The sequence below is a fragment of the Leeuwenhoekiella aequorea genome, assembly GCF_004104375.1.
GTDB lineage: Bacteria > Bacteroidota > Bacteroidia > Flavobacteriales > Flavobacteriaceae > Leeuwenhoekiella > Leeuwenhoekiella aequorea.
Window position 1 is genome coordinate 242,279 of the sequence record NZ_QOVM01000001.1, and the last position, 21,942, is coordinate 264,220.

A 21,942-nucleotide genomic window follows, 5' to 3' on the forward strand; every position below is an offset into this window, starting at 1 on the left:
AACCACGCTCGAAGTGACTGACCAAAATCAAAAATTTTCATTTCCTTTAGATAAATTAAGAGTTACCTATGAAGAATCAAAGCTGATTAAACAAAAACTGACTGAATTTATGAATCGGAAAAACCAAACTGAATAAAAAACTGTTTACAAAAACGTGTATAAAAAATTGCTAAATTAGTGCTTAAACAAAACCGTAACTTTCCATACACAAAACCGTTACTTAATATAAATCACAGTGAACATTAATGATAACAGATAAAATTCCAGACACTTGGCAAGATTTACAAATTGAAGTAGGTAATATACTTGAGAAATGTGGTTTTGAAATCGAAATTGAAAAAACTCTTGATACAGTAAGAGGACAAGCTGAAATTGATGTGTATGCTGAAGAAACAATTAAAGGAAGGAAATACTCTATAATATGCGAATGTAAACACTGGAAATCTAATATTCCACAAAATGTAATTCACGGATTTAGAACGGTTGTAGCTGACTTAGGTTGTAATATTGGATATATTATCACAACAAGTGATTATCAATCTGGTGCAAAAAAAGCATCTAAGCTTACTAATATACAATTGTTGACTTGGAGTGATTTTCAGGCTACATTTTTTGAAAGTTGGTATTTTGAATATTTTTCACCTAAAATAGCTAATGATTTAGATGATTTATTAACATATACTGAAATATTTCTTCCAGAATGGTTTGAGAAAATGAATGACAAGGATAAAGAAGCTTACTTAAAATTAAAAGAGAAATATGATGCTTTTGGATGGGTTGTAATGATATTTACACCTTACACAAGAATTAAAAGTAAAGAAGAAATACCGACCTTACCTTTAACCCGAAAAAAATATGATGATGTAACCCCTTTGAAAATTTTTGAAACAAGAACTTATAAAGAATTTTTAGAAAATTGTATTGAATATGGAAATAAGGCAATATCTGAATTTAGTATTTTTAGAGATAAATATAATCCGATCAAATAAAAACTATGCACAATGTTGGTGCGCTTTACAAAAGCTACCAAACCAATCTTCTTAGCAATATTGATTTAAAATAGGAAATATCCCATATATTTGTAATAAATCCTATTCATGTTAATTCCGGGAGAATACTTAAAAGGCAGAGGGGCGCAGCAGAATGTTGCTAATCGATTTTCGGCACACAGCCACGAGATGCGGGATGATTTTTTAAATCATTGTAATCAGGAAGGTGACGAACCTCAAAACCTCAAAACGCTTTTTATAGATACATTCCCAAAGACGATTGTAAATAAAGTAGAAAGCCCAGACGTGGGAATGGGTTATTCTTTAAATCCGTATCAAGGCTGTGAGCACGGTTGTGTATATTGTTATGCACGTAATTCGCACGAATATTGGGGGTATAGCGCAGGTCTGGATTTTGAAAGTCGCATTCTCGTTAAACGTAATGCGGTACGTTTGCTAGAACAACATTTTGCCAAAAAATCGTGGAAGGCGACTCCTATCGTTTTATCTGGTAACACAGATTGTTATCAACCCGCAGAACGACAACATGAAATTACACGTGATTTATTAAAGACGTTCTTAAAATTTAGACATCCCGTAGGGATAATTACAAAGAATGCTTTGATTCAGCGGGATTTAGATATTATTAAAGAACTAGCTTCTTACAATTTAATTCACGTAAATATGTCTATTACTTCACTCGAGGAAAAAACAAGGCGACTTTTAGAACCACGTACTGCAAGTGTTAAAAAACGTTTAGAAACCGTACAAAAATTAACAGATCTGGGCGTGCCGGTACGTGTGATGACAGCCCCAATTATTCCCGGAATAAACAGTCATGAGATTCTACCTCTTATTAAAGCAGCAGCTGATCACGGCGCAAGTTCAGTAGGGTATACAGTGGTGCGTTTGAATGGGGCTATAGGCGGTATTTTTGAAAAGTGGATACGCTCTGCAATGCCAGATCGGGCAGACAAAGTGCTTAATCAAATAGCGGCATGTCACGGCGGAAACCTCAACGATTCGCAATATGGCAGGAGAATGAAAGGTAGCGGGGAATTTGCTAATCAAATACAATCGCAAATGGAACTTGGCCGAAAAAAATACCTAAACGGAAGAGAAAAACCAGCTCTCAATTGCGAATTATTTGAACAATACAGACCGGGTCAATTAGCTCTCTTTTAATATAGAACTGGCACAATTTCTGCATTTTATATTTTGCTATATAAAAGAAAATGAAAAATAAACTAGTACTATATTTCAGTATTATCGCTGTATTTTTTGTGGTGTCTTGTGACAAAATAACAAAAGCTACAGATTTTATCACGCAACCTACTGCACGTGAAATTTACGCTCGTAATTTTAAGAATGACTCCGTGCCGTATATCAAGTGGAATGCTGCCTTTAAATCTGCTTTGGCAGACAGTTTAAATATCAATTCGCCCTATTTAGAAACGGGTAAATTTAATCCGGAGATTTATCCGGTATATAGTTATGAAGTAAGTTTAGAACAAGGCCGAGTCTATAACTTTATGGTTGAAACAGATTCTTTGAATCCGCTTGTCTTCCTAAATCTTTATGAGAAAACACAAGATAGTTTACACCCTTATCGACTTATTGAAGAGGCTGCACATCAAGAAAAAAAAATCCGTTTTTCTACTAAAAATGAGGGTGTTTTCAAGATTATCGTACAACCCGAATTGGGAGCAAAATCAACATTTGCATTTCGTTTAACCAGCACACCTGCATACCATTTTCCGGTTGCTGGAGCTTCCGCGAATGCGATACAAAGTTTTTGGGGAGCTACCAGAGATGGTGGAAAGCGAAGTCATGAAGGTGTAGATATTTTTGCAGCTCGGGGAACTCCAGTTGTTGCAAGTGTACCCGGTTTTGTGGGCAGAACTGGCAATAGAGGACTGGGCGGTAAACAGGTTTGGTTGCGGGAGCGTATGTTTGGCAACTCGCTTTATTATGCGCATTTAGACAGTATAATTGCACGTAATGGGCAGCGTGTTGAGGTAGGTGATACGTTAGGATTAGTAGGCAATACCGGTAATGCCCGTACCACAGCGCCTCATTTACATTTTGGTATTTATAGTAGTGGTTCAGGAGCCATAAATCCCTATCCATTTATAAAGGAAGAATCACCTATTGATCAAAATAGCAAAGTAGGAGATACTACGCTTACCCATCGTATAAGAAATAATGTTGCTAATCTTCGTAACGCAGCATCGGCAAAGGCAAATAAAATAGGCGAAGTCACCAGAAATGATACTATTCGGGTATTAGGGAAATCAAATGGCTGGTTGCATATTGAGACCTTTAATTCGCAACGAGCTTACTTGCATGAAAGTCTTGTAAAATAATTTTCATACTCGACAAAACAGCTTCTTATTAACAGTTTTTTGGCTATAAAAGCGGATTTCGTAGTTACTTTTAGACTGAAAACTAAAAAGCTCAAACGATGTCGTTATTCGGAAAAGTAAAAAATACAATAGGTCTTCTAAAGTCTGTAGATCTTGACGCACTTGCAAAATTATCTGAGAAAGTAGATTTATCGCAGGTAATGAGTGCGGTAGGAAATTTAGATGATCGCCAGCTTAAAGGCTTGATGAAGATGCTTAGTTCTCAAGCAAAAAAGGGAGAACGTAAGCTACCGCCTGTAGATGGGGATTTTTATAATATGGCACTTAAATTAACTCCCGAAGAACGAGAGTTGCAAATGAAAATGCGCAATTTTATGGAAGAGGAGGTTAAGCCTATAGCAAATGATTTTTGGAACAGAGCAGAATTTCCGCATCACATTATCCCCAAATTTGCAAAGTTAGGTCTCGCTGGTATTGCTTATAAGGGCTATGGCTGCCCGGGACAATCTTTTCTTATGGAAGGAATTCTCGCAATGGAGTTGGCTCGAGTAGATGTGTCGATCTCAACTTTTTTTGGTGTACATAGTGGTCTTGCTATGGGTTCTATCTATTTATGTGGTAGCGAAGAACAGAAACAGGAATGGCTTCCTAAAATGCAGAAATTTGAAAAAATAGGTGCATTTGGTTTAACTGAGCCCGATGTAGGCTCTGGAGTTGCAGGTGGTATGGGAACAACCTGTCGCCGGGAAGGTGATGAGTGGATTATAAACGGCCAAAAAAAGTGGATAGGAAATGCAACTTTTTCAGACATTACCGTTATTTGGGCACGGGATGAAGAAACAGATCGGGTTAAGGGATTTATAGTACGTAAAGAAAATCCTGGATTCCTAGCTGAGAAGATGGAAGATAAAATGGCATTACGCACGGTACAAAATGCATTGATAACTCTTACAAATTGTCGCGTTCCCGAGAGCGACCGTTTACAAAAAGCAGATTCTTTTAAAGACACAGCAAAGGTTCTTCAAATGACGCGTGCTGGTGTAGCGTGGCAGGCGGTGGGTTGCGCGCGTGGAGCTTATGAAGCAGCCTTAACCTATACAAAGAAACGAGAGCAATTCGGCAGACCTATTGCCAGCTTTCAGCTTATTCAAAATCACCTTGTAGAAATGGTGTCTAATCTTACGGCTATGCAAACGATGTGTTTTCGGTTAAGTGAGATGCAAGATGCAGGTCAACTTAAAGATGAACATGCATCTCTGGCAAAAGTATTTTGCTCGATGCGTACGCGGGACGTTGTGAGTAGAGCTCGTGAGGTTATGGGGGGTAATGGAATTTTATTAGAACACGATGTCGCCCGATTTGTTGCAGATGCAGAGGCCATTTATAGTTATGAAGGTACAAAAGAGATCAATTCACTAATTGTAGGAAGGGCTATTACAGGTTTTAGTGCTTTTGTAAGTTAGTAAACCTTTGATATAAAGAATGACGGGTAAAGATTTTTATAGGTGTGAGAATATCACGTTATTTGCATCTGTATTTTTAAAAAACTAAAAATGAAATTAAATAGATTATTTCTTGCTTTGCCGGTAGCATTAACACTGGTTAACTGTGATGACTCAAAAAAGAGTTCGGGAGACTTAGAGCTTAAAACATTTAAGGACTCGATATCGTATATGATAGGTGGTAACACAGGAGCTCAATTTAAACAAGCCCTTGGAGATGATGCAAGCGAGCTTTTTGATCTAGATGTTTATGAGCAGGGAGTACGTAAAGGTTTTACAGACAGTATTGAGTTTTCTCAAGCTGAAATGCAAAGTCTTATGACGCGTTTTCAAGCTGAATTGCAGAAGAAGCAAGATGCTGAGATGGCTACTAAAGCTGCGGAAAATAAAAAGAAAGAAGATGAGTTTTTAGCTGCAAATGCTAAAAAAGAAGGAGTAGTTACTACAGAGAGTGGTTTGCAGTACAAAGTTTTGACTGAAGGTACAGGAGCTGTTCCTACTGCAGAAGATCAAGTAAGTGTTAACTATGAAGGTAAATTAATCGACGGTACTGTATTTGACAGTTCTTATGAGCGTGGGCAGCCTGCAACATTTGGCGTTACTCAGGTGATCGCAGGATGGACTGAAGCTTTACAATTGATGAAAGTAGGTGCCAAGTACCAACTTTACATTCCTGCTTCATTAGCATACGGAGAGCGTGGATCACAACCAAACATTGGTCCTGGTGAACCACTTATCTTTGATGTTGAGTTACTTGAAATAGTAAAAGAATAAAAAAGAAAAGCATAATTTTGAAAGGCACTGTAAATACAGTGCCTTTTTTATTTTTATAATAAACCAATCCTTTTAAAATGCATATTAAAAACCTTCTACTTATAATTCCTTTCACTGCTCTTTTTATTAATTGCTCAAGTTCACGTGATGCAATCCAGCAATCAGAACCTGAAGCAAAATTCACCACATTTAAGGACTCTGTGTCTTATGCGATGGGAGCATCGACTGCAAAACAATTTAAAGGGATGTTTGGAAATGCTCAAGATTCAATTTTTGATATTAATCAATATGAAAACGGACTTAGAGAAGGTTTAAAAGATACTTTAGCTCTGTCTGAAGAGGAGATTAGAGGGATTATGGGACGCTTTCAAGTAGAACTACGAGAACTAAAAGACAGAGAGCGCGAGGCTGCAGAGGTTAAAAATAAAGAAGAAGAGACTAGTTTTCTTGCAGCAAATAAGACTAAAGAGGGTATTACTGAAACCGAAAGTGGATTACAGTATAAAATTTTAAAGAAAGGGAGTGGAGCTGTGCCTGAATCTTCAGATAAGGTAGAAGTACATTACGAAGGCCGCCTACTTGACGGTAAAATTTTTGATAGTTCGTACAAGCGCGGAGAACCTATCGTTTTAGGGGTAAGTCAGGTTATTTCTGGCTGGACCGAAGCTTTAAAATTAATGAATGTGGGTTCTAAGTATCAATTATACATACCTGCAGAATTAGCCTATGGTGAAAACGGAGCTGGAGCAGATATTCCACCTTATGCGATGTTGATATTTGATGTAGAGTTATTAAGTATAAAATAACCCATTCATTCAAAAATTAGCACAGCTGTTTTAAGATAAACCGAAGCTTATGATGATGACCTTAATTGTAATCGCTGTAGTTTCCGGAGCGCTTCTGCTTGGAGCTGTTTGGGGTATTTATGGTTCGTTATCAGAGAAAACAGAAGGCTTTTTGGTCGCATTGGCAGGTGGCGCCTTAATTGTTTCTGCAGTGCTGGAGTTGATTAACCCGGCTATGGAAAAATCTTCTATAGGTATAGCATTGAGCATCGTTTTTGCCGGTGCACTGGTTTTTACAGGTCTTGATTATCTCGTCAAACAAAAATGGGGTTCAAATAGTGGAGGAGGGCTTCTTGCAGCAATTACACTAGATGGTATTCCTGAAAACCTGGCGCTGGGTGTTGCCTTAATTGGTGCAGATCCATTAAGTATTGCAGCACTTTCGGGCTCAATATTTCTCTCAAATTTGCCCGAAGCAGCTGGCGGTGCTAAAGAAATGACTGAAAACGGGGCTTCAAAAAAGAAAGTACTTACCCTTTGGGGAGCTACAGCCTTAATTCTATCTCTGGCTGCTTTTTTAGGAAATTTACTACTCGCTGATGTTTCTGACTCCTTACTGGCATACATACGTTGTTTTGCCGGTGGAGCTGTAGTAGCTTCTCTGTCTATTGAAGTCTTTCCTAAGGCTTATAAAGAAGACAGTTATTGGGCAGGTATTGCAACTGCAATAGGTCTCATTCTGGCTTTTTATCTAAATAGCTTAGGATAGTTTTTGCTTCTGCGAAAGCGTAACTTACACAGTTATTAAAGACATGCTACTTAACTAAAATTTAGAATTATCTTATCGTGTCTTTACTATAAATCTCCTTAATTTTAATGTGATGTGTATTTTTTAAATCTTTGCTATTGTATAAAAGACTTAAAAAAACACAACTTAAGTAACTTCTCGATGGCATATATAGATTATTATAAAGTTTTAGGTATAGATAAAACGGCAACGGAAGCAGAAATCAAGAAAGCTTATCGTAAGCTTGCCCGCAAATACCATCCTGATGTTAACCCCGGGGATACTGAAGCTGAAGAAAAGTTTAAGCAATTAAATGAAGCAAATGAAGTTTTAGGGAACCCTGAAAATAGAAAGAAATACGATAAATATGGTAAAGACTGGCAGCATGCAGATGCCTATGAGAATGCAGAACGTCAACAGAGAGCGTATAGCAATCAGGGAGGTAGATCTCAATATAGCGGAGGATATAGTCAAAATGACTTTTCAGATTTTTTCGGATCGATGTTCGGCGGATCTGGAGGAGCAGGCAATCGCAGTCAATTTAGAGGGCAAGATTTTAATGCGACTTTACAATTAAATCTTGATGAGGTCTATAAAACTGAAAAGCGTACAATTACCATAAACGGGAAAAATATACGGCTTACTATTCCTGCGGGAGTCGAAAATGGCCAGATTATAAAAATCAAGGGTTACGGCGGGGAAGGTATAAATGGAGGCCCTAAAGGTGATTTACTACTTCAATTTTCAATTGCAAATAACTCTGATTTTAAACGAGATAAAGCGAACTTATATAAAACAGTAGATCTTGATCTATATACAGCGATTTTAGGAGGCGAACTTATTGTTGAAACTTTTGATGGTAAGGTAAAATTAAAAGTTGCTGCAGGGACTCAAAGTGGAGCGCAAGTGAAACTTAAAGGAAAAGGATTTCCAGTTTATAAAAAGGAAAATCAATACGGAGATTTGTTTATTACGTACGCCGTGAAAGTACCTACAGATCTATCTGAAAGGGAAAAAGAATTATTTGAAGAACTCTCAAAAATACATTCCTCATGAACTATGCAGAATACATACCGGTACCCAAACTCTGTGAACATTATAAAATACAAGAAACTTTTTTTAAAGAGTTACATGAGCAGGGAGTCTTGCAAATCGTAGTTGTAGAAGAAACCTATTGTTTGCATTATGAAAGCATACCTATTTTTGAGAAAATTGTACGCATATCTGAAGATTTGCATATTAATGTAGAAGGAATTGATGTTATACTCAACTTATTAAATACTGTTGAGAATCTTAAACAAGAATTAATCACCACTCAGAATAGGTTAAGATTGTATGAATAAAAAAACCAGATCTAGATCTGGTTTTTTTTATTTCTATGGAGCTGGGTTAGGCATTTCCCGGTGCACAACATCAATTTCATCAAGTATTTCTTTTGATAATGTTATGCTTGCACTTCCTATATTTTCTTTAAGTTGATCTAAAGATGTAGCACCTATAATATTAGCAGTCATAAATGGTCTGTCTGTAACAAATGCTAAAGCTAGCTCAGTAATAGATAAGCCATATTTTTTTGCTATTTGCATATACTTTTTTGTAGCTGCTACAGCAATCTCATTTGAATATCTATTGTATTTCGGGAATTGATTAACACGAGAATCCTCTGTATCACTACCGTCAATATATTTGCCTGAAAGCGTCCCAAAACCTAAAGGAGAATAAGCTAATAAACCTACTTCTTCACGGTGTAAGAGTTCTGTAAGTCCTACTTCATCTTTTCGGTTGAGTAAATTATAAGGATTTTGAACGGTAATCATTTTAGGTAATCCTTTTCGAGATTCTTCAAGATATCTCGATAAACCATAAGGAGTTTCATTACTTAACCCGATATGTCTTATTAAACCTTCTTTTATAAAACTGTTTAAGCCCTCAAGAATTTCAGCAAAATTATCTTGCCATTTTTCAGTATCATCGTGAGTATATCCCAGTTTTCCGAAATAATTTGTGTTGCGCTCCGGCCAGTGAAGCTGATACAAATCTATATAATCTGTTTGCAGCCTTTTTAAACTTTTTTGAATGGCATCTCTAAATTCTGATTTAGTAAAACCACCAGTGCGAATATGCTGAGACATATCTGCCGGCCCTACAATTTTTGAAGCTATAACCAGATCATCGCGTTTTCCTCTTTTTGCAAGCCAAGACCCTATAATTCGTTCTGTACTTCCATAGGTTTCTGCTTTTGCAGGAACACTGTACAATTCTGCCGTATCAATAAAATTTATTCCTTGATCTATGGCATAATCAAGTTGAGCATGACCCTCTGCCTCGGTATTTTGTTGACCATAAGTCATTGTACCCAAACATATTTTACTGACTTTGATTTCTGTATTGGGAAGGTTTGTGTAGCGCATAAATGGAGTTTCGTGTTTTTTGTAAAAGTAAAAACCGAAAGTTTAAGAGCCGCCTATTGGTACAAAAATTAATTAGTAAATTATGTAATCGGCGTAGCCACTATACTTAAAAAAAAATCGCCCGTCAGAAACGGGCGATTTTTAAAATTTATTAATTAGAACAGTTAAATGTCATTCAGCAATTTAGTTACTTCATCTAGTTGCGGCGTTAATATAACTTCTATTCTTCGGTTTTTTGCTTTTCCTTCGGCACTAGAATTAGATGCCACCGGAGCAAATTCTCCGCGACCTGCAGCAGTGAGATTTTGTGGATTTATTGCAGAATTCTGACTAAGTATCTCAACAATCGCTGTTGCTCTTTTTGTAGATAAATCCCAATTGTTTGATATTACACCATTGCCACCATAAGGTACATTATCTGTATGGCCTTCAATTAGAACTGCGATTTCAGAATTTTCTGCCAGCACAGATCCAAGTTGCTGTACTGCTTTACGACCATTAGATCCTACCGTCCAGCTACCGCTGTCAAAAAGTAATTTATTTTCAAGAGAGATATATACTTTTCCGTTGCGCTGTTCTACAGTTAATCCCTTGCCTTCAAAATCCACTAGTGCTTTTGAAATTGCGTCTTTAAGTGCGCGCATTTTTGCATCTTTAGCGGCAATCATAGATTCTAATTCATCTACACGCTGTGAACGCTCTGCCAGATCACGCTGAAGCTTTTCTAATCGAGCTTGCTCTGTAGCAAGTGCAAGTTGCTTTTCATCAAGTTCGCTCAAAAGCTCTCTGTTTTTCTTAGAATTTTCAGCAAGACTTTTAGAGCTATTTGCTTCCAGAGCATCATATGATTTCTGAAGATTTTCGAGATTGCTTTTTGCAGCAGCATAAGCACTTGAAAGTTGATCGCGTTCTGCTTTAGTGGTTTCAAGTTCTTCACTCAATCGCGCGGATTCTGTTTCAAACTGCTTTTTAAGGCGGTTTGAAGTGGCAAGTTCTCTATCAAGATCTTGATTTTCAGATTTAAGACCGGCATAACGTGCCTCTAGATCTTTGTAAACTTTAGCAGAAACACAGGAGGTAAGTGTAGCAGCGCTAAATAGAATGAAGCAAAACTTTTTAAGCATAATTATTTATTGAATTAGTTGTTTTTTGATTAACGCCGATGCCTTGAAAATATTGGTGTTATTTTATTAAAATTTACAGGCCATTATAATCCAGTTCTAGCAATGCAGGACAGTGGTCGCTGTGTTTTGCTTCTGGTAAAATAACCGCTCGGGAAATTGCATTTTTCAAGGGTTCACTAACCATATTGTAATCAAGTCGCCAGCCTTTATTATTAGCTCTGGCATTAGCGCGATAGCTCCACCAGCTGTACTGTTCTACTTCTGGATTTAAGTGTCTAAAACTGTCTGTAAAACCACTGGTTATAAGTTCGGTCATCCATTCGCGCTCAACAGGTAAAAAGCCGCTCACATTTTTAAGTCGTACAGGATCATGAATATCTATAGCTTCGTGACAAATATTATAATCGCCACCTACCACAAGATTGGGTCTTGTTTTACGCAATTCATCTGCATAAACCTGAAAGTCTGACATATACTTAAATTTATGCTCCAGGCGATCTACATTTGTTCCGCTGGGTAAATACATGCTCATTATGCTGAGATCACCAAAATCGACACGTATGTTACGACCTTCAAAATCCATATAATCAATACCAGTACCGTGTACTACATTATCGGGTTCTTTTTTTGTAAGAATAGCCACCCCGCTATATCCTTTTTTTTGAGCACTAAACCAGTAATCATGATATCCTATTTCCTGAAGAAAATCGACATCTACCTGTTCTTTATGTGCCTTTGTTTCTTGTAGTAAAAGCACGTCTGGGTCGGCCTGCTTTATCCAATCTAAAAGTCCTTTTTTTAATGCTGCGCGAATTCCGTTGACGTTATATGTGATAATTTTCATGCGTTTGTTGTGAGTTTAGGGCGAAGTTAAATATTTCGGTTTGATCTGATTCAATTATAAGATTTGGATCTCTTTTTAATACATATCGGCTAGCAAATAGAATCTGCCAACTTTATTCTTTTTCATGTAGTTTTATACCCGATGCGCAACCTTGCTTGTATATTTCTATTCTCATTGTGCTTAAGCGGTTTTGCTCAGGAACGCGAAACTGGTTTATCAAGAATTAAAAAGCTTGCTGTTAGAGATACTATTCTCATAGATTCGGTAAGTATAAATCCTTATTTATTTAAAGTTTCTACTCCAGACGGTATTGTAATAGATAGCTCTATGTATTCGGTAGACTATGGTGTCTCTAAACTTGTGCTCAAGCAAATTGATAAGCTGCCAGATTCTCTTGTATTTAATTACCGTGTTTACCCACATTTTCTTACTCAACGTTATTTTGAATTTGATCCAGACAAGACTGTAAATAGTTCGGGTAATCTTGAACGTGTTTATGCCTTAAAAGAGGAAAAGTATTTCAAAACGTTTGTGCCTTTTGAAGGCTTGGATGTTTCTGGAAGTTTAGTGCGGGGAATTACGAGTGGTAACAATCAAAATAGTACTCTTAATAGTGAATTAGACCTGCAGATTTCTGGAAAATTAAGTGAGCGTGTGTCTCTAAGGGCGTCGCTTCAGGATGCTAATATTCCGCAGCAAGACGGTGGTTATTCTCAGCGCTTAGATGAGTTTGATCAAATTTTCATTGAGCTTTACAGTGATTACTGGAATATACGGGCGGGTGATATAAATCTTGAAAACACCACTTCCTACTTCGGTAGATTTAATAAAAAAGTGCAAGGTTTATCGCTACGTGGTACCTTAGATCATGACAATTCTGAAACTGATTTATTTGGTGCAGCTGCACTTGTAAGAGGTGTGTTTACGCAGAGTCGCTTTAATGGACAAGAAGGAAACCAAGGGCCTTATAAACTCACAGGTCCTAATGGAGAATTGTATGTACTTATCGTAAGTGGTAGTGAACGCGTTTATGTAAATGGAGTTCTTTTGCAACGTGGCGAAACTGCTGATTATGTGATTGATTACAATGCAGGCGAACTGCGTTTTAATCCCACATTCCCCATTACCAGCGAAATGCGTATTTCGGTAGAGTATCAGTACAGCGAACAAAATTTCACAAGATTGGTTGCTTATGCAGGTGGAGGTCACCAGACCGAAAATAATAAGCTGCACTTAAAAGCACATGTATATTTTGAAAGTGATGCTAAAAATCAGCCCTTATTGCAAAACTTGAATACAGATCAAGTAGATGTTTTACAGCAGGCAGGAGATAATCCCTCATTGATGTTTGCACCTAGCGTTAATCCCGAAACCTACAACGAGAATAAAATATTATACCGCAAAGAGCTACGTGATGGAAAAGAGGTGTATGTTTTTTCAAATAATCCTGAAGACGAATTATATAATGTTCGTTTTAGTCAGGTAGGTCTTAATTTAGGTGACTATCGATTAAGTTCAAATACAGCGATAAGTCGTATTTATGAATATGTAAGTCCTGTGAACGGAGTTGCGCAAGGAGATTACGCTCCAGTAATACGCTTATTTGCTCCTACTCAATTGCAAATGGCTGTTGTAGAAGGTCTTTTTGCTCCCACAGATAAAACTGCAATTGCTTTTGAAGGAGCAGGTAGTAAGAGAGATCTCAATTTATTCTCTGAGCTCGATGATAGTAATAATACTGGATTTGCCGGTAAATTTGATATACGACAGCGCATACTCAAAACAAAATCAAAGTATTTAGATGCCTATGCTACTATAGATTATATACAAGATGATTTTGAAAACATAGAACGTACTTATGCAATTGAATTTAACCGGGATTGGAATTTGCCATTTACTACGCTCGGAGATCAATCCTTAATTACTGGGCGATTACACTATCAAGATTCTACACGTGCGTTTGTAGATTACCGGTTTGAAAATCTCAACTTCGGAAAAAACTATAACGGTGTAAGAAATAGCATTATTTCAAACTTTAAAATTAATAAGCTTCAAACCTTTGTAAATTCAAGTTTTTTAAAAACTAGATCAGATACTTCAGAAACCTCATTTTTAAGACTAAACGCTACCAGTATTTATGGCTTTAAAAAATCTTGGATAGGCGCTAAGATAAGTACAGAAAGCAATATTTTAAAGCAAAAAACATCGGGAATATTAGATTCTTTGAGTCAGCGTTATCAATCGTATGAAGGATTTATAGGACGTGGTGACAGTACGGAGGTTTTTGTAGAAGTAGGTTACAGATTTAGAATTAACGATAGTTTACGTAATACTTATCTAGAGCGTGTAAATAATAGTAATACTTATTATTTAAAATCTCAGTTGGTTAAAAATGAGCATACATCTTTAGGGCTTTTTATAAACTATAGGAAGTTGATTTATGAAGAAAATAATAGGCAAAATGAACAATCGCTAAACTCCAGATTGTTGTTTGATCAACGTATTTTTAATTCTATTTTGCGGTTGAACACCTTATTTGAAACCAGTAGCGGCACCTTACCTCAACAAGAATTTACCTATGTAAAAGTTGATGAAGGACAAGGGGTTTATACATGGATAGATTATAATGGAGATGGCGTTCAACAGCTGCAAGAATTTGAGGTTGCACAATTTAATGATGAGGCAGATTTTATAAAAGTACTCTTACCTAATCAAATTTTTATTAAGACCCATCAAAACAGATTTAGTCAGTTGGTGACATTAGACTTTCAACAGTGGAGCGGAAAATTGGGTTTTAAAAAATTTGCTTCTCATTTTTATAATCAAACTAGTTATTTAATTGATCAAAAAATCTTGAGAGCGGGTGATTCATTTGATTTAAATCTGTTTGATGAGCGTGAAGATGCATTGGGTTTAAATGTAAATTTTAGAAACACGCTATACCTTAATCGCGGAAAGCAAAAATTTACGACCAGTTACACGTATTTAGCAAATACGACACGTAATCTAGTTTCTCTAGGATTACAAACCTCTACTTTACGCAGCCACCAATTTAATTTTTTACACAAAGTGAAGCAGAGTTACCTCATTAATTTAAAGACAGATATTGGTACAAATGCCAGCACTTCTGAAAATTTTGAACAGCGTAATTATGATTTAACCCGTGCAGAAGTAAGTCCGAAAATCTCCTATTTGATCAATGATAATTCTCGAGTAGAGGCATTTTACAGCCTTGCAAGTAAAGAAAATCTGCTTGGTGATTTTGAGTTTTTAAAAAAACAGGATTTCGGGATTTCTTTTTCATACAGCAATTCTGCTAAAATTTCTCTGAGCGCTGAAGCGAAATATATCAAAAACGAATTTGAGGGTAGTGCGTTTTCACCGGTTGCATATCAAATGCTTGAAGGACTACAACCTGGTTCTAACTTTACGTGGACGACTCTGGCACAGAAGCGATTAACAAAATTTCTGGATCTCAACGTAGCCTACTTCGGTAGAAAAAGTGAAACTTCCCGTACAATACATACGGGGACTGTTCAATTAAGAGCTTTTTTTTAGCGCACTACAATCTTTTTCGATTGGCCTCCTTTGCTGTTTCCAATACGTACAATATAGACTCCGCTCGAAGCGTAAGACATATCCAGATTATATTTAAAACTTCCGTATTCATTTTCAATCCAGTTTTCAGCAAGCTTTTGACCTGAAACTGAAAAAACAGTAAGCGCCATTTTATCCTGTATTTCTGTAGTACTAAGTGAAATTTGAAACTGATTTTTTTCACGTTCAATTACAACCAGCTCCCCGTCAGGAAATATATTCTCTTCCACAGACAAACTATTGAAAATACGTACGCTCACATCTGTTATGCGACCATATGCGATATCATCACAAGGATCTATTAAATTGCCGCCAAACTCACTGTCTTTACTGCGTAAACGCATTCTATAGGTGCCTAGATTAACCCCTTCAGGTAATTCAATTGTAAAAGGAGTGTCGCGATTTGAAAGCGCTATAATATCATTAGAAACCAGCTCTGAAGATTCAAATGTGCCATTATCATTAAGGTCTATAAAAATGGCATATGATGTATTTTCAAAACCAGCCTGAAGTAAACCAGTATATGGGTTGCCTTGAATATCAAGATCAAAAACTGTGTCTGTATTGTTGCTATATCCTGAATCTGTACAGGTTGTATTGAAGATAGTCCCTTCTAAATTTATTTGAGTAATACCATCATCTGCCAGGGCGCAATTTGCAACAGGCATACAATACGAACTCGTAATTTGAGAAGAAATACTATTGTTTGAGTTGTCACTATCTGTAGCTAAATCAGTTCCGGTAACAACGGAGTACGTTCGCAATTCTGAAAAATCGATGGGAGTATTAAAAGTATAATTAGCAACCGATTCTGCAGCGATACTGGCACTAAATGTTTCTGTAATACGCGAACCATTGTCCACCTCATAGTAAACAGGAAAATTTGTTTGTGCAGCAGAACCAAAGTTTGTGATTTGTACGGTTAAGTTTTCTTCAGCACTTAATGGTGTTTGCGATTGCGGAGCTAATAAGGCAGTCACACCGAGATCATCCTGCCATAAATTTGTTACGGTTTGCTCTACCGAGTCGTTGCTGGGATCTTCATCTGAACTTAACCCGGTTGATGCGCTCAATGTATAGGTTTGCCCCATAATTGATAAATCTGCTGTTTGTGCAAAAGTGTATGTAGCAGACTCATTAAAAGCAAGTGTTCCCGTAAAAGTTTCTGTAACTGTAGCAACATTAGCAACTGAATATGTAACCGGAAAATTAGATTGGCTTGCTATTCCTGCATTCCTAATTGTAATAGAAATTGATTGAGCAGATGTAAGTGCTCCATCTTCAGGACTATCTATTGATACCACTTGAACATCATTTGTAAAATCTGGTGCCAATTTAAAGACACCTATTATGTCTTTACGTTGGGTATTAAAATATTCAGAAATAAACCAAAAGGTATTACCATCAGCAGGATCTACCGTAAGATGCGTATAATCTGCATAACGCTCAGAAGCACTCACGCCAGTGCTGGCGGCAATTAAGGCTTCTGGGACAGTCATCTCTCCTAATGGATCATTAGCATATCTTCCTGTATAATTTATAGTGACTGGGGTAGAGGCGCTTACCGTGGTGTATCCCATTCCTATAGTTCCTTGTGAATCTAAGGCCATACTCGCTGCAAATGCATTATTACCAGTGGGTGAAATATAGGTACCTTCCTGAAAAACCGACCAGGGTTGCCCATCTCCCGCCTGCCTTAATTCGTACCATCTAATTCCGGCTAGCTCTTGACCAGAGGGAGCTACATTTACCGCAAAATTAAAAACAGCAGAATTGTAAGTATTAAATTTTCTAAACTGAGCTTGATTCATAATAGTTCCTTGCAACGCATCGATATCTGGACCAGATGGTTGTGGAAGATTAGAAAATGAACCTCCGTCAAAAACACTATTAAAATCAGAAACTGTTAGAATATTGGGTTGTGAGATTGTAGAGCTTTGAGGAGTGGTCCAGTTTACATTTAAATCCCATAATTTAAGATGGTCATCAGCAACTCCAGACCACGAGTCATCTTGAAGATAAACCACTGTGGCAGGACCGGTAGTTGGAGCCTGAGGACTACTGATATTGAAAAATTGAGGACTAAAAAAACCATTTGTTTGAAGAGTAGGTAGCGGAAATCCTAAAAAGCCAACATTTGCTAAGCCCTGAAGCATTTTTTCCCGTTCCATAACAAAGATGGCATTGCTTTTATTTCCTGCGGTGTCTGTGTTTATTAGGATGTTAGATGTGATGTAATATCCATCGTGCCATACAGAATATTTAGGATAATCCGGAAACTCCCCAGTTTCAAAACCAGCAGTATAAATATACCAGCCGTCATTTACCGGGTCAGAACCTTTACAAATGGCAATATTTAAACCGTTAACACCACCACTTTGATTGTCTTTTTCAAATTCTGTTATAATAAAGCGATCTGCAGGAGCATCATATAAAACGATAGGATCCCCTTCAGTATTTCCTTCAAATAAAGTTCCTAAAGAAGCCTCATCTACCAATAAATTGCCCTGTTTATCAAAAATTTTAAACCCGGCATTCCACGCTGCGACATAGTGATTGAGACCTACCGCCCCGGTAGGATCTGAGGGTGTAAAACGCGAGGTGTTTGCTTCAAAAACCTGAAGTGGCTCTGATGTATATGATTTTGTTATTTGTTTAGATTTTTCAGTCTTAACAAGCGGATCACCGTCTTTTGGGAATCCTTTTCCCGGTACAACTTGATTCGTAGTACGCCTTTTAGGATTTACCTCTTGAATAACATTAGATTTTACAGGAGTTTGAAAAGTACCTTTTTCAAGCTGACTACTTAAACTAGGAACTTCTTTTACAAAATTAATCGCTCGTACCATCGACGGCCCTTCAATCTGTTGAGCTTTTAAAGAAGCCGAAAAAATTAAAAGAACACCAACTACAGCAATTATTGAATAAGAAGATTTTTTAACCAAAAATCTGTAAACCTGTATCATATCGTATAAAATAGGGTCTTTAAATGTACGAAAGTTAATAGTATACGGATTAAAAAAAGCCCCGTTTTGGGGCTTTTTATAAATGATGAATGATGTTTAAGACTTCATCCAATTTTTAAAATCAATTTTATCGTGAAGAATAGTATTCAATTCTGATATTTTTACTCTCTTCTGCTCCATTGTATCACGATCACGTATGGTTACGCTATCATCTTCCAGCGTGTCGTGATCTACTGTAATACAAAAAGGAGTTCCTGCAGCATCTTGACGACGATATCTACGTCCTACAGCATCTTTCTCATCGTAAGTAACATTGAAATCCCATTTAAGGTCGTCTATAATCTTACGAGCTACTTCTGGCAATCCATCTTTTTTAACTAACGGTAGAATAGCAGCTTTTACAGGAGCTAAGATAGCCGGTAATTTTAAAACTGTACGTGTAGAACCATTTTCTAACTCCTCTTCCTCAAGAGACTGAGAGAATACGGCGAGGAACATACGATCAAGTCCTATTGAAGTTTCAACAACATAAGGAACATAATTTTCATTCAACTCCGGATCAAAAAATTGAAGTTTTTTACCTGAATGCTCTTCGTGAGCTTTAAGGTCAAAATCTGTACGACTATGTATTCCTTCTAACTCTTTGAAACCAAAAGGGAAGTTAAACTCGATATCTGCGGCAGCATTTGCGTAATGAGCAAGTTTTTCATGATCGTGAAAACGGTAATTTTCTTTACCTAATCCTAATGATAAATGCCAGTTAAGACGTGTTTCTTTCCAGTGTTCATACCATTTTAATTCCTCTCCCGGACGTACAAAAAATTGCATTTCCATTTGCTCAAATTCACGCATTCTAAATATAAATTGTCTTGCAACAATCTCATTTCTAAATGCTTTACCGGTTTGTGCAATCCCAAAAGGAATTTTCATCCTTCCGCTTTTTTGAACATTTAAGAAGTTTACAAATATTCCCTGAGCTGTTTCTGGTCTTAGATACAAATCTGTAGCTGTCTCTGCAGAAGCTCCTAGTTTTGTACCAAACATTAGATTGAATTGACGCACATCTGTCCAGTTTTTAGAACCGGTATCAGGATCTGCAATTCCTAATTCTTCAATAAGAGCTTTAACGTCTGCCAGATCTTCTGCCTCAAGAGAGCGAGCCATACGTTTAAGGATGGTGTCTTGCTCTTCCCGATATCTTAAAACTCTAGGATTTGTACTTACAAATTCGGCTTCATCAAAAGACTCTCCAAAACGTTTTTTTGCTTTAGCGATTTCTTTTTCAGCTTTCTGATTTATTTTTTCGGCATAGTCTTCTATAAGAACATCTGCACGGTATCTCTTTTTAGAATCTTTGTTGTCAATAAGAGGATCATTAAAAGCTTCAACGTGACCCGATGCTTTCCACGTGGTAGGATGCATAAAAATAGAGGCGTCAAGGCCTACAATATTTTCATTCATTTGCACCATGCTCTTCCACCAGTAATCTCTAATATTTTTTTTAAGTTCAGCTCCATTTTGACCATAGTCATAAACTGCGCTTAAACCGTCATATATTTCACTACTGCCAAAGATGTAACCGTATTCTTTAGCGTGAGATATTACTTTCTTAAAATGATCTTCCTGTTGTGCCATTTACTTAATTCTCTATTTAAACGTTTTTATCTGCTTCTAATAATTTTGTTTATCGATCTATGCGATATGTTTTCTTATCTGGGCCTACTCCTTTTATTGTCAACGATTTCCATTGTTTAGGTAGTACAGGGTTTTTCTGAACGATTCCTTCTTCGGTAAAATCTAATCCTCCAAAACCAAACAATACTGTCTGTAACATACCACCGGCTCCGGTTGCAAAGTATGAAAAATTTGACGTTGCTACTTCAGATAAAGCACCAAATGGCTTCTGTTGATTAGGCTCATAACTTTCCTTGTAAAGACTGTATGCTTTATCTACATCACCAGCTCGTGCATAGAGTACTGCAAAGATAGATTTTCCCATTGCCGGACCTTTCTTGGATAATTTTGGTTCGTAATACTTTAAGTCTTTTAAGATGTCTTCTTTATCATTTACGATATTCAGTGGGAATGAAAGCAGATTAACATCTGCCTGTTTTATAATCGCCCCAGAGTACGTCTTATTCTCTTTTGTAGTCCCATCTTCAAATTTATGTATCACAATATTGTTTGCAACATTTTCCCAAGCTGGATTAGGCTCTAAATTGAGCTTTGCGGCAGCAAGCCCTGCATATCTCAAGGCAGTAATTGCAGCCCCGTTTGTAAATGCATTATCATCAATATTTGCTGCATACTCATTTGCACCTACCACGTTGTTAATAGAATAACTGCCATCTGCATTTCTTTCAGATCTACTTACCCAAAAATCTGCTACCTCTTTAAGTAATGGATAACCTTTATCTGCAAGCCATTTTTCATTTTGAGTTACGCGGTAATAATTCCAGAATGCAATTGCTATGTCTGCAGTAATATGATGTTCAAAGGGTCCTGTAAGTGCAAATGGAGGAGTGGCTTCTTCACCGGTGTCATCACTTTCCCACGGAAACATTGCACCATCATAACCATAATTTTTTGCTCGTTCCATTGCTGGTGTCAATCGGTCTGATCTATAATTTACTAATGATCTGGCGATATCCTGATTAAAAATGAGTAAAGGAGGGAACATCCATAACTCTGTATCCCAGAAAATATGACCGTTATACGGAGTTTGTAATGATAATCCCATAGGGGCAATACTTAAATCTGAATCACCGCGTCCAAATGCATACAAATGATACAATGCTAATCGCACATCTTGTTGCGATTTTAGATCCCCTTCAATCACAATATCTCCTTCCCACAACGAATCCCATAATTTTTGATGTTGAGCAAGTAATACATCTTTAGTGTTTAGAAGATTGTAAATCACCATACGTTCTGACTCAGATTTAGGGTCATTAAAATCTTGAGTAGTACATTCTGCAGCCGTCCAGGCAAATGCTAACGGTTGGTCTGGAGTTACAGTTTTATTAAAAGTTAGTGTATTGGTGTAATCTGAAGCTACTTTTTCTATTAATTCTGGGCGTTCATTTTCTCTGGAAGAATTTATAGCATGCCATATAAAAGTAGCAGAGGTACTAACGGTATGTTTGCCAAAAGGAGTTTCTGCTACAGATTGTAAAATAGGCATAGTTGTCTCCATATCTTTTAAAACCTCATATTTGTGAGTAGGTTTATTAAATTCCTTTGGAGTTTCAATTTTACCTGTAACCTTTACATCAATTTTCTTTTTTGCATTAATGTTGATATCAATATATCCGGTGTAAGGCACATTTCTTAAAGCATAGATAGTATAGGATATTTCCGCTTTATTTTTGAAGCTAAATGAAGTGGTGAAAGCCGCCTCTTTCATATTCATATTTTGCTTCCAGTTTGAGATATTTTTAGCTGTAATCTGCTCCCCATCAATAAATACATCCAGATTTCCAAAATTCATTCCGTGAACAATCTGGCTTACTTTCAGCTCTGGATCTACATCATAAACGTTGTTAAGAACCACATGTTGGATTTGAAATGGATCTGGTGATGTAAGCATCCCAATACGACCATTTGCGATTGCAATACCGGTATATTCATTATTTTCTGTAGTTGTAATATTCCAAGCCTCATTTTGCGCATTGGTTTTTAATATTGAGCAAAATGCTAAAAAGAAAAAAATGTACTTCATAAGGGTTTATTTTAATGAAATGATTAACCGGTAAAAATAAATAAACCCAAACAATGAAGCGTAGTTTTAAATAATT

General features: G+C 36.8%; 16 protein-coding genes. 10 read left to right on the top strand and 6 right to left on the bottom strand.

Annotated elements, in window-relative coordinates:
* Nucleotides 1-245 precede the first annotated feature (245 nt).
* The 9 genes from DSM00_RS01050 to DSM00_RS01090 all read left to right on the top strand — a co-directional run bounded on the left by DSM00_RS01050 (nt 246) and on the right by DSM00_RS01090 (nt 8,546).
* The gene (locus DSM00_RS01050; RefSeq protein ID WP_128756169.1) at nt 246-989 is read left to right on the top strand and encodes a restriction endonuclease; all 744 of its coding nucleotides are present in this window, start codon (nt 246-248) and stop codon (nt 987-989) included.
* Nucleotides 990-1,097: 108 nt separating this feature from the next.
* A complete protein-coding gene (locus tag DSM00_RS01055; protein ID WP_128756170.1) occupies nt 1,098-2,174 on the top strand; it encodes a PA0069 family radical SAM protein in 1,077 nt (358 codons plus the stop codon).
* A gap of 50 nt (nt 2,175-2,224) precedes the next feature.
* Nucleotides 2,225-3,355 (top strand): peptidoglycan DD-metalloendopeptidase family protein, encoded by a 1,131-nt coding sequence (locus DSM00_RS01060; protein ID WP_128756171.1) that lies wholly within the window; start codon nt 2,225-2,227, stop codon nt 3,353-3,355.
* Between the two features lie 98 nt (nt 3,356-3,453).
* On the top strand, nt 3,454-4,818 hold the full coding sequence (locus tag DSM00_RS01065; RefSeq protein WP_128756172.1) for an acyl-CoA dehydrogenase family protein: 1,365 nt from the start codon (nt 3,454-3,456) through the stop codon (nt 4,816-4,818).
* Between the two features lie 90 nt (nt 4,819-4,908).
* The gene (locus DSM00_RS15695) at nt 4,909-5,631 is read left to right on the top strand and encodes an FKBP-type peptidyl-prolyl cis-trans isomerase (RefSeq protein ID WP_128756173.1); all 723 of its coding nucleotides are present in this window, start codon (nt 4,909-4,911) and stop codon (nt 5,629-5,631) included.
* Between the two features lie 77 nt (nt 5,632-5,708).
* A complete protein-coding gene (locus DSM00_RS15700; RefSeq protein ID WP_128756174.1) occupies nt 5,709-6,437 on the top strand; it encodes an FKBP-type peptidyl-prolyl cis-trans isomerase in 729 nt (242 codons plus the stop codon).
* A 49-nt stretch (nt 6,438-6,486) separates the two neighbouring features.
* A complete protein-coding gene (locus DSM00_RS01080) occupies nt 6,487-7,185 on the top strand; it encodes a ZIP family metal transporter (protein WP_241652334.1) in 699 nt (232 codons plus the stop codon).
* A gap of 180 nt (nt 7,186-7,365) precedes the next feature.
* A complete protein-coding gene (locus DSM00_RS01085; protein WP_128756175.1) occupies nt 7,366-8,259 on the top strand; it encodes a DnaJ C-terminal domain-containing protein in 894 nt (297 codons plus the stop codon).
* Nucleotides 8,256-8,546 (top strand): chaperone modulator CbpM, encoded by a 291-nt coding sequence (locus DSM00_RS01090; protein WP_128756176.1) that lies wholly within the window; start codon nt 8,256-8,258, stop codon nt 8,544-8,546. The genes DSM00_RS01085 and DSM00_RS01090 overlap by 4 nt, the downstream gene beginning before the upstream one ends.
* 33 nt (nt 8,547-8,579) lie before the next feature.
* Here the strand turns inward: DSM00_RS01090 and DSM00_RS01095 are convergent, their stop codons facing one another.
* From DSM00_RS01095 to DSM00_RS01105, 3 genes are all read right to left on the bottom strand, one after another.
* On the bottom strand, nt 8,580-9,614 hold the full coding sequence (locus DSM00_RS01095; protein ID WP_128756177.1) for an aldo/keto reductase: 1,035 nt from the start codon (nt 9,612-9,614) through the stop codon (nt 8,580-8,582).
* A gap of 164 nt (nt 9,615-9,778) precedes the next feature.
* Nucleotides 9,779-10,738 carry an OmpA family protein gene (locus DSM00_RS01100; protein ID WP_128756178.1) on the bottom strand — a complete coding sequence of 320 codons (960 nt, stop codon included), beginning with the start codon at nt 10,736-10,738 and terminating at the stop codon, nt 9,779-9,781.
* Nucleotides 10,739-10,811: 73 nt separating this feature from the next.
* Complete coding sequence (locus tag DSM00_RS01105) at nt 10,812-11,582, bottom strand: exodeoxyribonuclease III (RefSeq protein WP_128756179.1); 771 nt, start codon at nt 11,580-11,582, stop codon at nt 10,812-10,814.
* Between the two features lie 141 nt (nt 11,583-11,723).
* Between DSM00_RS01105 and DSM00_RS01110 the strand changes: the two genes are divergently transcribed.
* Complete coding sequence (locus DSM00_RS01110) at nt 11,724-15,140, top strand: hypothetical protein (RefSeq protein WP_128756180.1); 3,417 nt, start codon at nt 11,724-11,726, stop codon at nt 15,138-15,140.
* On the opposite strand, the gene DSM00_RS01115 is transcribed toward DSM00_RS01110, so the two are convergent.
* The 3 genes from DSM00_RS01115 to DSM00_RS01125 all read right to left on the bottom strand — a co-directional run bounded on the left by DSM00_RS01115 (nt 15,137) and on the right by DSM00_RS01125 (nt 21,866).
* Nucleotides 15,137-18,145 carry a GEVED domain-containing protein gene (locus DSM00_RS01115; RefSeq protein ID WP_128756181.1) on the bottom strand — a complete coding sequence of 1,003 codons (3,009 nt, stop codon included), beginning with the start codon at nt 18,143-18,145 and terminating at the stop codon, nt 15,137-15,139. The two genes, DSM00_RS01110 and DSM00_RS01115, sit on opposite strands and share 4 nt — an antisense overlap.
* A 96-nt stretch (nt 18,146-18,241) precedes the next feature.
* A complete protein-coding gene (locus DSM00_RS01120; protein ID WP_128756182.1) occupies nt 18,242-19,780 on the bottom strand; it encodes a glycine--tRNA ligase in 1,539 nt (512 codons plus the stop codon).
* A gap of 49 nt (nt 19,781-19,829) precedes the next feature.
* On the bottom strand, nt 19,830-21,866 hold the full coding sequence (locus DSM00_RS01125) for a glycoside hydrolase family 65 protein (RefSeq protein WP_128756183.1): 2,037 nt from the start codon (nt 21,864-21,866) through the stop codon (nt 19,830-19,832).
* Nucleotides 21,867-21,942 lie beyond the last annotated feature (76 nt).

Excerpts from the sequence above, each read along its gene's own strand:
- DSM00_RS01050 (WP_128756169.1), top strand. The coding sequence starts at position 246 with ATGATAACAGATAAAATTCCAGACACTTGGCAAGATTTACAAATTGAA.
- DSM00_RS01055 (WP_128756170.1), top strand. The coding sequence starts at position 1,098 with ATGTTAATTCCGGGAGAATACTTAAAAGGCAGAGGGGCGCAGCAGAAT.
- DSM00_RS01060 (WP_128756171.1), top strand. The coding sequence starts at position 2,225 with ATGAAAAATAAACTAGTACTATATTTCAGTATTATCGCTGTATTTTTT.
- DSM00_RS01065 (WP_128756172.1), top strand. The coding sequence starts at position 3,454 with ATGTCGTTATTCGGAAAAGTAAAAAATACAATAGGTCTTCTAAAGTCT.
- DSM00_RS15695 (WP_128756173.1), top strand. The coding sequence starts at position 4,909 with ATGAAATTAAATAGATTATTTCTTGCTTTGCCGGTAGCATTAACACTG.
- DSM00_RS15700 (WP_128756174.1), top strand. The coding sequence starts at position 5,709 with ATGCATATTAAAAACCTTCTACTTATAATTCCTTTCACTGCTCTTTTT.
- DSM00_RS01080 (WP_241652334.1), top strand. The coding sequence starts at position 6,487 with ATGATGATGACCTTAATTGTAATCGCTGTAGTTTCCGGAGCGCTTCTG.
- DSM00_RS01085 (WP_128756175.1), top strand. The coding sequence starts at position 7,366 with ATGGCATATATAGATTATTATAAAGTTTTAGGTATAGATAAAACGGCA.
- DSM00_RS01090 (WP_128756176.1), top strand. The coding sequence starts at position 8,256 with ATGAACTATGCAGAATACATACCGGTACCCAAACTCTGTGAACATTAT.
- DSM00_RS01095 (WP_128756177.1), bottom strand. The coding sequence starts at position 9,614 with ATGCGCTACACAAACCTTCCCAATACAGAAATCAAAGTCAGTAAAATA.
- DSM00_RS01100 (WP_128756178.1), bottom strand. The coding sequence starts at position 10,738 with ATGCTTAAAAAGTTTTGCTTCATTCTATTTAGCGCTGCTACACTTACC.
- DSM00_RS01105 (WP_128756179.1), bottom strand. The coding sequence starts at position 11,582 with ATGAAAATTATCACATATAACGTCAACGGAATTCGCGCAGCATTAAAA.
- DSM00_RS01110 (WP_128756180.1), top strand. The coding sequence starts at position 11,724 with ATGCGCAACCTTGCTTGTATATTTCTATTCTCATTGTGCTTAAGCGGT.
- DSM00_RS01115 (WP_128756181.1), bottom strand. The coding sequence starts at position 18,145 with ATGATACAGGTTTACAGATTTTTGGTTAAAAAATCTTCTTATTCAATA.
- DSM00_RS01120 (WP_128756182.1), bottom strand. The coding sequence starts at position 19,780 with ATGGCACAACAGGAAGATCATTTTAAGAAAGTAATATCTCACGCTAAA.
- DSM00_RS01125 (WP_128756183.1), bottom strand. The coding sequence starts at position 21,866 with ATGAAGTACATTTTTTTCTTTTTAGCATTTTGCTCAATATTAAAAACC.